Raw genomic sequence first — 13,960 nt, 5'->3', positions numbered from 1 at the left:
GTTTGTTTATGAAAGTAGCGGTAAATAGCGTTCGCGGATAATGTTGACGTGGTGTTTCGCATGGCCGACCAGCACGAACCCCAGCGCCACTACGGATATGGTCCGGTGGAAGCAAATGCCCGTTCTGAGGAGCATTTCATTATCAAAACTCTTGAAGAGGGCAATACTCGACTGCCGCACCAGGGCATATTCTTCATACAAATCGGCAACGGTTCGACGGCTACCGTTGGCGGTTTGGCCAAACAGTTCTTCGTCATAACCGGGTAGTTCGGTCTTGTCGTTACGAGCAAATCGAAGCGCTCGGTAGGTCATAATGCGCTCATTGTCGATAATGTGCTGCAGGATGTCGGTTACCATCCACTTACCCGGTGCATACCGACGGTCACCAAGCGCTTCGAGCTTATAGGCCGGAATCAGACTTTCGAACGAAGCCGATTGTGTGAGGGCATCAATCAGAAAAACGTTATCGGCCAGGTTGATATACCGGTCGAAAAAATCGGGCATTACCGGAATTTCAGACTTAGTCATAGTCAGGTTGGAACGGTTAAAACACAAACTCCCCGAAAGTACTAAACTTTCGGGGAGTTTACATGGCTAAGTTTACGTTAACATCAATGGTACGACCCCGATGGGGTCGAATGTCTATAGAAACAATTACCGTTATAAACCTTCGACCCCATCGGGGTCGCACTCAACCGTTTTCTATATCTTTTCAGCTATGACACCAAGAAGCTTTATTTCTTTTTGGCCGTTGCTGGTTTTGAGGATACGCCTGTACCTGCCAGTTCACTCACCAGTCGGTCGGCTTTGTAGATGTACTTGAGGGCGGCAACAATGCCTCCAGTATGTACGGATATGGTCCGGTTAGCATCCGGTACGAAAATAAACTCACCCGGAAGGCTTTCCATATTGCCATCGAACGCCAGTCCAACTGCTTCCCGGTTTTTATTAATCATCGGGCTACCTGAATTACCACCAATAATATCGTTGGTCGAAATAAAGCACATGGGCTGTTTGAGCAACTCCATCGGCGGGGTTTTCCAGCGGGTAGGTAAATCCCAGGGCGCTTTGTCGCCAAACGAGTAGTTACGGTCGTAAAGCCCGGCAAAAGTGGTCATAATCGGGGCTTTTGTACCGTTGTAATTATACGATTTAACCACTCCATCGTTGATTCGAAGCGAGAAGGTAGCGTCGGGAGGTACCGCCGTTCCGTACACATCGTACAGCATTCGACCCAACTGGCCCCGCAACACTTCCTGACGCTGACTGATTTGCCGGGCCTGAAGGGCGGCTGTCCGATAACGTGGGAATCCAATCTTCGCCAGTGCCAGCATGGGATCATTTGAAGCCGCAGCCGCATTCGGACGCGTAGCTAACTCACTAATAAAAGCCGGATCCAGCAGTTTTGTGTTTTTGAACAGGTAAGCGGCTGCTTCCTTCGGTGTTCGGGATTTACCATCGGGGCCGGTCAAGGCTAATTTTATATACGGGTCATCGTTGCCCAGGGCCTGTTGCGCTTCCGAAAGATGAGCTGCCAGATACGCCTGGTCCAGCGTCAGATTCTTTATGGTGGGTACTACCATCAATGGTCTTGCGCGCTCGGCGTCCTGTGGCCGGGTTGCCAGAATCTCGCTGAATTGAGTTACCAGATTAGCAAAGGTCATCAGTTCACCCATGGTCTGTTCGCTAGGACCGAGGTAGCTGGCATCCTTGAATACACTTCGAAGCTGAGCCGTATTCGACGCGATCTCATCCCAGGTTTTCAATTGGTCGGCAGGAAGGTTTTTGGCTTTTGCGGCTGCCTTAAACTGATTTTCAAAAACAGCCTTCCGGCTCAGAAGGCTCGCATCACGTAACCCTTCGAGCTGACCGCCATAAGCTTTCAGACTATTCTCCAGGCTAAAAATTTCGTTCAGTACGCTGTCGCTTTTGGCCGTTGCATTGTAAGCCTGCAACGCGGCCGAACGATTACGAAGCAGTTGAATCGTAGCCGGGGTTTGTAAATCGCGGTCAAATTCGAGTTCGGCAACAGTTTTGAGTCGTTCGGTATGGCCGGGGTTCCCAATCACAAAAATGGGTTCACCATCCCGGACGCCGTTGGGGTTAAACTTAAAATAATGCGCGGTTTGCAGTGGCTTACCATTATCATATACCCGGAAAAACGAGCAGTCGAGGGCGTAGCGAGGGTACGTAAAATTGTCGTAATCTCCACCGAAAAAGCCAAGCTGCAATTCAGGCATGAACACCAGCCGGACGTCCGTATACCGTTTGAACCCGTAGAGCGAGTACCGACCTCCGTTGTAGAACGTAATGGTTTGCAGTTCCAGCCCTTTCCAGCCTTCTTTCTGATTGTATTCCTGCTTAATGTCGGAAAATACCTGTTCACGAGCCTGCAACTGTGCCTGCTCCGAATTGGCAGTATTCATCGCGTCCTGCACACGTTTGGTGATGTCCTCAATTTTCACCAACTGATCGACGAACAAACCGTCTACTTTTCGCTCTTCGGCTGCTGTTTTTGCCCAGAATCCGGTCGCATTCAGGTCTTCGCCTTTACGCGTAACGCCCGTTCCTGACTCGCGGGCACAGTGGTGATTGGTCATGACCAGACCATTGGCCGACACAAACGAGGCCGAGCAGTAATCGGCAAATCGCAGCGAAGCGAGTCGTGCTTCATCGAACCATTGCTGATCGGCTTTGAAGTTGTATGTTTTCTGAAAAAAGTCGGAAGGTGGATTATCAAACGTCCACATCTTGCCCAAATCGAGCGGCCCTCCTTTAGTGGTGTCAGATATGGATTGAGCAGGCAACGAAGCGGCCAGAAAAACCAGGGCATTTGCCAGTACAAAGGTACGCAAGGTTAGATAACGCATGGACGTAAATGTCAAACGATTAATTACAAAACGCGAATATGCGACAAACGTTTGGTTATCGACGTTAATCCCTGTTGTCCCGACAACTTTAACCAAAGATTAATGAGGAGACCTTAATCGATTTCGTCAGCGCATGATCCAACCAATGATTTTACAAAAAAAGGATGTAAAGCTATGAAAACGTTAAAATGGTTTGGATACATAACAGCTCTTATGCTGGCTCTGACGGTCAGTAGCTGCACTACATACTATAGCAGACCGGCGTATAATACAGGTCGTCATTACGGATACCACCGTCACCATACTCCTCCCCCACCCCCTCGGCCTTATGGTGGCAACTGGGGGTATGGACGCCCTGGATGGTAATTTGACTAGTTTATGCAGTACAAATAAAAAGGTAGTCACTGATCAATGTGGCTACCTTTTCATTTGTAGGTGTTTAGGGAACTTTATACGGGCAATACGTCTTTTGTATCATGTGTTTCCTACCTACGTTTAGGTAACCGCCATTCACTATACCGTAATTGTACTTCATGGACCTTAAAGCTCTACTGTCTGGTATTGTCTTTTGTTGCTGGTTGCAACCTGTTCTCGCTCAAACATTACCTCCCCAACGTACGGTTAAGCTTGGCAAAATGCGTGGTAGCCTTTACTTCACATGGGGCTATAATCGCGAATCGTATTCCCGCAGCACCATCCACTTTCGCAATACAACCACTGATAATTACGATTTTACGTTTATAAAAGCCAGCGCACACGACCGGGCCGACATGAAAGACTTTTATCGGCTCGATAATCTGACGGTTCCCCAGTACGACATGAACCTCGGCTATTTCTTCAATGACAGGCACGATCTGGGTATTGAACTAAGCTGGGACCACCTGAAATACATCGTGACCGACAATCAGGTTATCCATGTACAGGGGCAGATACGGGGCCATCAGATCGATAAAGACACGCTCGTTACACCCGATTTTGTGCATTTACAACACACCAACGGCAACAATTACCTGATGCTCAACCTGGTGAAGCGCCATAAACTCTGGCAAACTAAACATCTTCAACTGAGTGCGATCGGGAAGGTTGGCGGTGGAGCCCTTATTTCGTACACCATTTCGACCATACTGGGCAATCAGCAAGAGGGTCCGTTCCATTTTCATGGTGTCGTAGCCGCCATGAGTGGTGGTTTAAAACTGGATATCTTCCGGTATTTTTTCCTGCAAACTGATGTGCAAGGTGCCTGGGCCGATTATACGAATACGCGGCTGGGTGCCGATCAGCAGGGGTTGGCTACGCATCATTTCTATTCGTTGCAATACAAATATGCCTTTGGGTTCAATTTGCCGCTCGGTAAACGATAGTGTTTCGTGCTCGTCCGCGATATAATCGCAGACGAGCACATATAAATAGCCTTTAGCTCATTTCGTTGTGCGCTAAGATCTCCTGCCCTACTTTATCGTCTTTGCGGACAAACGGGCGGATAATGATACGTGTCCCCCGCTGGTAGGTGAATAATCGGTAGATCCAGTTGCTGAACACAATCAGTTTGCTGCGGAAACCAACCAGATACCAGATATGCACGAATAACCAGGCCATCCAGGCAATAAATCCGCCCAGATGTAATTTTCCAGGCAAATCGGCTACAGCCCGACTGCGGCCTACAATAGCCAGTGAACCTTTGTCGAAGTATTCGAAAGGTGTCGTTGGCTCGTTTTTCAGCAGGTGTTTCAGGTTTTTGGCTAAGTGTTTGCCCTGTTGAATGGCTGGCTGCGCTACGCCCGGATGCCCTTTTGGATAGTCTTTCAGCTTCATAAAGGCAATATCGCCAATGGCAAATACATCAGTCAGCCCCTGAACCCGGTTGATCGGGTCGACCAGAATACGGCCTTTCTCAATCGCATCAGCCGGAATCCCATCCATGAGTGCCCCCGTTACACCAGCCGCCCAGACCAGCGTTTGTGTTTTGATTTGTTCACCACTTTTAAACGTCACCGTTTCACCATCGTACGAGTCAACCAGCGTATTCAGTTTAACAATAACACCCAAATCTTCCAGATAGCGTTGTGCTTTTTGCCCGGCTTCGTCCGACATGGGAGGCAGTACTTTACCAAGCCCTTCGACCACAATAATGCTCATCTCGCTGAAATTCAGACCCGGATAATCGCAGGGAAGCACATGTTTACGCATCTCGGCCAGAGAACCAGCCATTTCAACCCCTGTTGGTCCAGCCCCAGCAATAACAAAGGTTAACAAACTTTTCCGTTCTTCGGGGTCAGTCGTCACGCTGGCCTGTTCAAAACATTGTAAAAACTGACTTCGAACGTTGAGGGCTTCGGGGATGGTTTTTAGGGGAAACGAATATTTCTGAATCTGCTCGTTGCCGAAAAAATTAGACTTGGCCCCTGTCGCAATGACCAGATAATCGTAATGCAGGTCGCCAATAAGGGTAGTTATCGTTTTCGTTTCAGGATCAATTTTGCTGACCCGTACCATCCGATAATGAAAATCGTCGTAGCCATCAAACATTTTTCGGAATGGTTCAGCAATAGCGTCGGGCTCCAGACCAGCCGTGGCTACCTGATACAGCAATGGCCAGAAACCGTTATAATTCTGTTTGTCGAAAAGCACCACCTGCACATCGGCATCGCGCAGCGCCTTGGCTAAGTTCATACCACCAAAGCCGCCCCCAATGATGACAACGCGCGGTTTTGACGTATCGGGTATATTGAGCGAAAGTTTATCAAACGTAAGCATAGCTATTCAGGTCTTTACACGACAGGTGCCGTCGATTGTATTACCGTTCTTACCGTTCTTTTGTTTAGTAATCGACTAAAAAACAGCCGTATGGATTCTGTTGAAGCACCTGTTCTTTCTCACTTGTATAACATAATTTAGCCATCTAAACGTTTTACAGTCTACAGACTCAGCGCCCGCTAGCTCATTTTGTTCGCTTTACTCATTTAGTCGTCTGGTCGATGCTCGTACGTCTCCAAAGTCTGCTTATTCTTTTCCTGTTTCCCTGTCATTTATTCGCCCAGTCGGGCAATCGATTTACGGTTAGCGGCTACGTGCGTGAGTCAGGCAGTCTGGAGGCCCTGATCGGTGTCAATGTATATTTGCCGGGCACAACTACAGGCACCACAACGAATACCTACGGCTTTTATTCACTGACATTACCCGCCCAGGATAGCGTTCGTCTGGCCTATTCATTTGTTGGTTATGAAACCGTAGCTTACACAATACCCCTGCGGGCAAATCAGACCCGGAATATTCTCCTGGCACCCGGTCAGGCACTGTCGGAGGTTGAAATAAAGGCAGGCAATACTGTCGAGAAGGTGAGTGAAAGCCCACGTATGAGCACCATTGACGTTCCCGTAGCTCAAATCAAGAAAATAACCGCTTTCCTGGGCGAAAAAGATGTACTCAAAGTACTTCAGTTGATGCCTGGCGTCCAGAAAGGGTCCGAAGGACAAACCGGTATCTACGTGCGCGGGGGTGGTCCCGATCAAAACCTGATCATTCTGGACGATGCGGTTGTCTACAATGCCAACCACCTGTTCGGGTTCTTCTCCGTTTTCAATGGCGATGCGATCAAAAGTGTTGAATTAATAAAAGGCGGGTTTCCGGCCCGGTATGGTGGGCGTCTCTCATCGGTTATCGATCTGAACATGAAAGATGGGAATCGGGAGAAATTGCACGGTGAGGGCGGCATTGGACTCATTGCCTCGCGACTGGTTCTGGAGGGACCGCTGACAAAAAATAGAAAGCCGGGCGAGCGTTCTGGTTCGTTTCTGATCTCAGGCCGACGAACGTATCTTGATTTTGTAGGCGCGCCCGTCATCAATGCCCAGACCAATGGTCAACTGAATGCCGGGTATTACTTCTATGACCTGAACGCCAAAGCCAACTACGATCTGACGTCCAAAGACAAAATCTACCTCAGTGGCTATTTTGGCCGCGATCGCTTTTATGCCGACGATAAAGTACTGAATACGGATACGGGCCTACGCTGGGGCAATGCAACCGGAACCCTACGCTGGAATCACCTGTTCAATCAGAAGCTGTTTTCGAATCTATCGCTGATCTTCAGTGATTATAAATTCCAGATTTCGTCGGTCGAAAAAAGTACACAGGATACGGCGGTTTACTCACTGTTCTACAATTCGGGCATCCGGGATCTATCGCTCAAGTACGATTTCGATTTTTACCCAACCCCTCAGCACTCTGTCCGGGCAGGCATTCAGGGCATTTATCACCGCTTTACTCCCAGTGCGGTCGTTCTTCAAAATGCCACCATCCGGCAATCGATCGATAACGCGACGAATATTGATGTCCTGGAATCGGGTGTGTATATGGAGGATACCTGGCGCCCGTCGACCCGCTGGCGGCTGAATGGTGGCGTCCGACTGAGCTACTTTTGGGGGCAGAATATTAACTACCTCCGGCCCGAACCCCGCCTTTCGGTCGCTTATACCCTAAAACCGGATCTATCGGTCAAAGCGTCGTATGCCCTGATGAATCAGTACGTTCACTTGCTATCGAATACGGGTATTGGTCTGCCTACCGATTTATGGGTACCTACCACCGACCGGGTAAAACCCCAGCAATCGCAACAGGTAGCCGCTGGCATCGCCAAAGATTTTACTAATAGTGGGCTAACGCTGACCATTGAAGGGTATTACAAGCAGATGAACAATATCATCAACTACAAGGAAGGCGCCAGCTTTTTACTCATCAACGACCCTACGAATGCGAACAGCGTACGCTGGGAAGATAATGTGACGGCAGGAAGGGGTTGGTCGTACGGGGCCGAATTTTTGCTGCAAAAGAAAGTGGGGCGTTTCTCGGGCTGGGCGGGCTATACCCTTTCGTGGACCCAATGGCAGTTTGCCGAACTGAATGGCGGACAACCGTATTATCCTCGCTACGACCGCCGACACGATATTTCACTGGTCGGTATTTATGAACTAAACAAACGAATTACGTTATCAGCCCTGTGGGTATACGGTACCGGCAATGCCCTGACTATACCCGTTGGGCGCTATGATACCTATCGGCTCGATAACTCGCTCATTTATACGCCCCGCACTTCGGACGATTATGGTAGCCAGAAAAACACGTTCCGAGCCGAACCCTATCATCGGTTTGATGTAAGCATCCAATTTCACAAACAGAAAAAACACCACGAACGAACCTGGGAATTCAGCGCCTACAACCTGTATAACCGTCGAAACCCGTTCTTTTACCGACTCGAATCCGTAGCCGCCACAGCAACGACCCCCTCCCGGACTGCCCTGTTCCGCTATTCAGTCTTCCCGATTGTTCCGGCAATTAGCTATAATTTTAAATTCTGATGGCTCTATTCGTTCGTTTCTACAACCCATTTCCGGTACTCATTACCTGCCTGATTAGTCTGTTTCTGCTTAACAACTGCACTGGCCTGCGAAACGAAGTAGATCCAGGTGAATTAGGTGTTGATCCGCCCAAACTGGTCGTAAGTTGCTTTTTATCGCCACAGGATGTGGCTTTAACGGCAAACGTAACCCGCTCCCGAACCATAGTAGGCGACAGTATCAGCCAATATATGTCAGGCACATCGGTGTCAAACGCTACCGTTATACTATCAGAAGGCGGTCGGTCCGTACAGCTTCTTTACAGGAACACGCTTTTCCCCGGCGACTCAGTCCGTCTTTATTACAGCGCCGATGCCAAATTACTGCCTATTATTGCGGGGCATACCTATAAACTGACCGTAACGACGGCCGATGGACAGAAAGCAACCAGTGCCTGTACCATTCCGTATGCGGTCAAGCCTACCTCCGTCAAATTAGACTCTAACGCCAACGCCATTCTTAACCGAAATCAGAACCAGCGGTATTTTGTACGGGCAAGCTGGCAGGACTCTGCTGGTCAGACGAACTTCTATCAGGTATCTGGGAGTTTCCAATATGTGATTAATTGTAGCAGTTGCAGCCGAACAGACGGTACCAGCAACCTTTCTTTTGATGACGACAACCGAGGGCTTTTTTCGGACGAAGGCGTCGACGGTACTACGATGATGTCAGGAAGGGCGTATTTAACATCTAATCAGCCGTCTGGCAATCAGGATCTTGACTTCTATCACCGCTATCGTATAGCAGTCGTATCGGTTAATCTAATGACCGTCGATCAATCATATTATCGGTATCGGGAAGCAATCATCCGGCAGAATCGTTCACGCAACAACCCCTTTGCCGAACCAGTTCTGATTCCTAGTAATATCGACGGTGGGCTCGGTTGTTTTGCGGGCTATAACAACTCGGTCTTATCGCTACGATTGAAATAAAAAAAACTTCATATATCACAACGGTTAAGTTGATGTTAGGGTCTATAGTACTTATTGATCCTCTATGCGTCTACCTTTAGTTTCTTTTATCTGCACCCTGCTTTCCTTTGGTCCTATTCGCGCCCAAAACACCCCGAATCTTTTTACAATCAGCGGTTATGTACGCGAAACGGGGAGTCAGGAAGCACTCATCGGTGTCAATGTTTATCTGCCAGGCACCTCCACTGGTACCACCACTAATACGTACGGGTTTTATTCCCTAACGCTCCCTGCCCAGGATAGCCTGCATCTGGCTTTTTCGTTTGTAGGCTACGAGCCCATCCAGCATACCGTTGGTTTTCGCCAAAACCGAGCACTCAGCGTATCGCTAACGCCCGGACGAATTCTGTCGGAGGTAGAGGTCAAAGCGAGTCGCACGGAAGAAAAAGTAAGCGAGAGTCCACAGATGAGTCGGATCGATGTGCCTGTGGCCCAAATCAAAAAGATTCCGGCGTTTCTGGGCGAAAAAGATGTCCTGAAAGTATTGCAACTCATGCCGGGTGTACAGAAAGGCTCTGAAGGGCAGACGGGAATCTATGTCCGTGGTGGTGGCCCTGACCAGAACCTGATCATTCTGGACGAAGCAACAGTTTACAACGCCAACCACTTGTTTGGCTTCTTTTCGGTGTTCAATGGCGATGCCTTAAAAAGTGTTGAGTTGACCAAAGGCGGCTTTCCTGCCCGTTATGGGGGCCGATTGTCGTCAGTCATTGAACTGAATATGAAAGATGGCAATAAAGAACGGCTCCACGGAGAGGGCGGAATCGGCCTCATTGCCAGTCGGCTAACGCTGGAAGGCCCTTTTGCCAAAAACAAAAAGACGGGCCAGCCTGCTGGGAGTTTTTTACTATCGGGACGGCGAACTTATCTGGATGTGCTTGCTGCGCCGTTGATTAGTGCTCAAAGTGATGGTCAAACCAAAGCAGGTTATTACTTCTATGACTTCAATGCCAAAGCGAATTACGACTTCGGACCGAATAACAAACTTTACTTGAGTGGTTATTTTGGTCGGGATCGTTTTTACTCCAGCGAGAAAGGCGGAGGCAACGATGTAGGCATCGGTTGGGGGAATGCAACCGGTACACTTCGCTGGAATCACCTGTTCAATCAGAAATTATTTGCAAATCTGTCGCTGATCTACAGCAATTACCAATTCCAGATTTCGGCCGATACGCGTACGGCCGATACGCTCAACACTTCACTTCGGTATACATCCGGCATTCGCGACTTATCGACCAAACTCGATTTCGACTATTACCTTTCTCCCCGACACTCAATACGTTTTGGGGCGCAAACGATTTTTCACCAGTTTACGCCCAGTGCTCTGGTCGTACAGAACACTTCAGCCAATGAATTCCGACGAGATGTTGAAGCCATTTACGGTACAGAAATGGGGCTATATGCCGAAGACACCTGGCGCCCTACTGATCGCTGGCGGGTAAATGGCGGTATGCGCGTAAGTGTGTTTACCCAGGGCAACACGAACTATCTACGTCCTGAACCCCGGCTATCAGCCTCTTACCAGTTGCGGCCAAGTCTTTCCGTTAAGGCTTCATACGCAACGATGAATCAGTATATCCACCTGCTGAGCAACACCGGCATCGGCCTACCAACGGATTTATGGGTGCCAACCACCGACCGGGTTGCCCCTCAGCAATCCAGGCAGGTCGCCGTTGGACTTGCCAAGGACTTTGCCGACAATTTTGTACTGGGCAAAGGCTTCGCACTTACCGTTGAAGGGTACTATAAAACCATGCAGAACATCATCAATTACAAGGAAGGGGCAAGCTTTCTGCTAATCGATGATCCGACGTCGGCCGAGCGGGTTCGTTGGGAAGATAACGTAACCGCCGGAAAGGGCTGGAGTTATGGTGCCGAAGTGCTTCTTCAGCGCAAAACAGGGCGGCTTTCGGGTTGGGTGGGTTATACGCTCTCGTGGACAAAGTGGCAATTTCCTGAACTCAACGGCGGGCGTCCTTTCTTCCCCCGTTACGACCGGCGGCATGATATATCGGTGGTCGGTATTTATGAACTAAGTAAGCGCATCACGTTGTCGGGCACGTGGGTGTATGGCACCGGAAACGCCCTGACGGTACCCATTGCCAACTACCGGGCCTACCGTAATTCGCCGGGCCTTGCAACGATTTATGCGAATAATGTTCCGACCCTTATTGCTCCATTATTCGACTCAGGGACATCCGTTAGCGACTATAGTCAGCAGAAAAATAGTTTCCGGGCCGAAGCCTATCATCGGTTTGACGTAGCGATCCAGTTTCACAAACAAAAGAAACACCACGAGCGAACCTGGGAGTTTAGTCTCTATAATGCCTACAACCGTCGGAATCCTTTCTTCTACCAACTCGAATCGGTAAGCCAGGGCCAGGGTCAACCAAGCCGTACAGGCCTCTTCCGCTATTCTGTATTCCCAGTTGTGCCTTCGGTCAGCTATAATTTCAAATTTTGATCATGAAACTCAACTTACTTATATACCTGGTGTTTGCCAGCCTGTTTGCAGCCTGTACGAGTCTACGCCAGGAAGTAAACCCAGTAGGGCTCGAACAGGACTCCGAAAAACTGGTAGTGGCCTGTTTTATATCTCCTCAGGATACGGTGCTGGCAGCCCGCGTAACGCATTCCCTGCCGATCTTAGGAACAACCAATGATCTGTATTCAGACATACCAAATGCCACCGTTACGTTATCGGATGGTAACCGCACTATTCTCTTAAAAAGTAAGCAAACTGCCAATGCGTTCGGCAACACATCCCTTTCTTACAGCGCAGCCGCTACCGAATTGCCTATTGTTGTAGGGAAGACATATACATTAACCGTACAGGTGCCTGATGGACGTAAAGTTATAGGAACCTGTACGGTACCGAATGCCATACCGCTTACACAAATGACCTTAGACTCGGGAATAACCACTGAATATGGCGATAGACGAAAGAGTTATTACGCCCGATTGCAGTGGCGCGACCCTGCTGGACAAGCCAATTTTTACCGGGTTGCCGGCAATAATGAATACAAGCAGCGATTTCCGGTTTTAAACTCCTCAAATAACTATGTTCGCGATACACTTATGTCCTTTAGAGGTGACTGGTATTTTGAGAATGGCTCAACCATTACCGACATTGGTCGCGACGGGCAGGAAATTGTTTCGGTGCGTGGCCGTTTATCTCCGTTCTCCTATACCTTGATGAATGGAATATGGGTCGGAGTACCTCCATCTGGCCGAATAGACGGCTACCTGCTAAACCTCGACGAAAATTATTACCGGTACCACGATGCCGTAGAACGACAGAATAAAGTAAGGGACAATCCCTTTGCGGAACCCGTTCTGATACCAACCAATATCCAGGGCGGACTTGGTTGTTTTGGCGCTTATAACCGTTCGACGCTTACGATAATGGTTAAATAAGTTGCGATATAGAAAGCAAAAGGCTGTGGAGTACGTGTAGTAGTTTAAAACTCACTACCCGTATTCCACAGCCTTTCTTTAGTTTATTCAACCCACTAACTACGCACTTTGCGCGGTGTTATGAATGATTTCGGTCTGCTTCCGAATCGACTCCATGTGGATAATCTTATAGATTTCTTCCACCAGTTCAGGATACAAACCTAGTTTTTTACCTAATTCGGTACGCGTTTTAAGGATTTCTTTCCACCGCTCAGGCTGGAACAGCGTCACGTTATTATCACGCTTGTATTCGGCCAGCCGCTCAACCAGCGCCATACGGGCAGCCAGCATTTCGACAATCTGACGGTCTACGTTATCGATACTACGACGCGACTGTTCGGTAAAGCTCTGAAACTCCAGGTTCTGCGATTCAACCTGACGAATTTCCAGGTGATCAAGCATGTCACCAAAAGCGGCTGGGGTCAATTGCTGAGCAGCATCACTCCACGCTTTGTCGGGGTCAATGTGCGATTCGACAATCAGACCGTCGTAGTTGAGGTCCATAGCCATCTGAGCCAACTCGTTCAGATACGCTCGCTTACCCGCCATGTGGCTTGGATCGCCGATAATTGGTAACTGTGGAAAAATCGATTTCAGCTCGATTGCCATCTGCCACATGGGCACATTCCGGTATTTGCTGGATTCGCCCGTTGCAAAGCCCCGGTGAATAGCCGCCAGTTTCTTGATGCCTGCTCCAGCAATCCGCTCAAACGCACCAACCCACAGAGCCAGATCAGGGTTTACCGGGTTCTTGATCAATACGGGTACATCAACCCCCCGAAGCGCATCGGCAATTTCCTGTACATTAAATGGATTGACGGTGGTACGAGCACCAATCCACAGAATATCGACACCATATTTCAGCGCCAGTTCGATATGTTCGGGAGTCGCTACCTCTACCGCAACTGGCAAACCCGTTTCGGCTTTTGCCCGCTGAAGCCAGGGAAGAGCCGCTTCGCCCATACCTTCAAAACTCCCCGGACGTGTCCGAGGCTTCCATACACCCGCACGAAGGGCATGTACTGCTCCCAATGTACTCAATTGGCGAGCCGTTTCAACTAACTGATCTTCGGTTTCAGCGCTACAGGGCCCCGCAATGATCAGAGGTTTGCCGTTGGTCTCAATCCACGATCCAAGCGGCTCTACAGCTAATTCTACTTTCATACTAATCAGGTATTCTAAGAGTATTGGTTATACTCTATGGGGAACTTTCAATTTAAATTTGTGGTATATTTGCATTGGGAACCGGCTGTCAGTCAAGCCGGTTCCC

General features: G+C 49.0%; 9 protein-coding genes. 5 read left to right on the top strand and 4 right to left on the bottom strand.

What is annotated here, in order from left to right; all coding sequences use genetic code 11:
• Window positions 1-6: 6 nt before the first annotated feature.
• Both B5M13_RS01695 and B5M13_RS01690 read right to left on the bottom strand, forming a co-directional pair.
• Window positions 7-528, bottom strand: a complete 522-nt coding sequence (locus B5M13_RS01695; RefSeq protein ID WP_080054016.1) for a DinB family protein — start codon at window positions 526-528, stop codon at window positions 7-9.
• 206 nt (window positions 529-734) lie between these two features.
• Entirely contained in the window at window positions 735-2,870 is a 2,136-nt protein-coding gene (locus tag B5M13_RS01690) for a S46 family peptidase (protein ID WP_080054015.1), read from the bottom strand.
• A 533-nt stretch (window positions 2,871-3,403) separates the two neighbouring features.
• Here B5M13_RS01690 and B5M13_RS01685 point away from each other — a divergent pair.
• Window positions 3,404-4,231, top strand: a complete 828-nt coding sequence (locus B5M13_RS01685) for a hypothetical protein (protein ID WP_245859681.1) — start codon at window positions 3,404-3,406, stop codon at window positions 4,229-4,231.
• A gap of 52 nt (window positions 4,232-4,283) precedes the next feature.
• On the opposite strand, the gene B5M13_RS01680 is transcribed toward B5M13_RS01685, so the two are convergent.
• Window positions 4,284-5,624 (bottom strand): NAD(P)/FAD-dependent oxidoreductase, encoded by a 1,341-nt coding sequence (locus tag B5M13_RS01680; RefSeq protein ID WP_080054013.1) that lies wholly within the window; start codon window positions 5,622-5,624, stop codon window positions 4,284-4,286.
• Window positions 5,625-5,845: 221 nt separating this feature from the next.
• Between B5M13_RS01680 and B5M13_RS01675 the strand changes: the two genes are divergently transcribed.
• From B5M13_RS01675 to B5M13_RS01660, 4 genes are all read left to right on the top strand, one after another.
• Entirely contained in the window at window positions 5,846-8,224 is a 2,379-nt protein-coding gene (locus tag B5M13_RS01675; RefSeq protein WP_080054012.1) for a TonB-dependent receptor, read from the top strand.
• Window positions 8,224-9,195 (top strand): DUF4249 domain-containing protein, encoded by a 972-nt coding sequence (locus B5M13_RS01670; RefSeq protein ID WP_080054011.1) that lies wholly within the window; start codon window positions 8,224-8,226, stop codon window positions 9,193-9,195. Before B5M13_RS01675 ends, B5M13_RS01670 begins: the two co-directional genes overlap by 1 nt.
• A gap of 64 nt (window positions 9,196-9,259) precedes the next feature.
• Window positions 9,260-11,698 carry a TonB-dependent receptor gene (locus B5M13_RS01665; protein ID WP_080054010.1) on the top strand — a complete coding sequence of 813 codons (2,439 nt, stop codon included), beginning with the start codon at window positions 9,260-9,262 and terminating at the stop codon, window positions 11,696-11,698.
• Window positions 11,699-11,700: 2 nt separating this feature from the next.
• Window positions 11,701-12,651, top strand: coding sequence for a DUF4249 domain-containing protein (locus tag B5M13_RS01660; RefSeq protein WP_080054009.1), 951 nt, complete (start codon window positions 11,701-11,703; stop codon window positions 12,649-12,651).
• Between the two features lie 99 nt (window positions 12,652-12,750).
• Here B5M13_RS01660 and B5M13_RS01655 read toward each other — a convergent pair whose 3' ends face one another.
• Window positions 12,751-13,854, bottom strand: a complete 1,104-nt coding sequence (locus tag B5M13_RS01655) for a chorismate mutase (protein WP_020600888.1) — start codon at window positions 13,852-13,854, stop codon at window positions 12,751-12,753.
• Window positions 13,855-13,960: the final 106 nt, after the last annotated feature.

The sequence above is a fragment of the Spirosoma aerolatum genome (assembly GCF_002056795.1).
Taxonomy (GTDB): Bacteria; Bacteroidota; Bacteroidia; order Cytophagales; family Spirosomataceae; genus Spirosoma; species Spirosoma aerolatum.
Note: the sequence above shows the minus strand (reverse complement) of the source record. Positions and strands in the feature narration are given on the sequence as shown.

Excerpts from the sequence above, each read along its gene's own strand:
- B5M13_RS01675 (WP_080054012.1), top strand. The coding sequence starts at position 5,846 with ATGCTCGTACGTCTCCAAAGTCTGCTTATTCTTTTCCTGTTTCCCTGT.
- B5M13_RS01665 (WP_080054010.1), top strand. The coding sequence starts at position 9,260 with ATGCGTCTACCTTTAGTTTCTTTTATCTGCACCCTGCTTTCCTTTGGT.
- B5M13_RS01680 (WP_080054013.1), bottom strand. The coding sequence starts at position 5,624 with ATGCTTACGTTTGATAAACTTTCGCTCAATATACCCGATACGTCAAAA.
- B5M13_RS01655 (WP_020600888.1), bottom strand. The coding sequence starts at position 13,854 with ATGAAAGTAGAATTAGCTGTAGAGCCGCTTGGATCGTGGATTGAGACC.
- B5M13_RS01660 (WP_080054009.1), top strand. The coding sequence starts at position 11,701 with ATGAAACTCAACTTACTTATATACCTGGTGTTTGCCAGCCTGTTTGCA.
- B5M13_RS01670 (WP_080054011.1), top strand. The coding sequence starts at position 8,224 with ATGGCTCTATTCGTTCGTTTCTACAACCCATTTCCGGTACTCATTACC.
- B5M13_RS01690 (WP_080054015.1), bottom strand. The coding sequence starts at position 2,870 with ATGCGTTATCTAACCTTGCGTACCTTTGTACTGGCAAATGCCCTGGTT.
- B5M13_RS01685 (WP_245859681.1), top strand. The coding sequence starts at position 3,404 with ATGGACCTTAAAGCTCTACTGTCTGGTATTGTCTTTTGTTGCTGGTTG.
- B5M13_RS01695 (WP_080054016.1), bottom strand. The coding sequence starts at position 528 with ATGACTAAGTCTGAAATTCCGGTAATGCCCGATTTTTTCGACCGGTAT.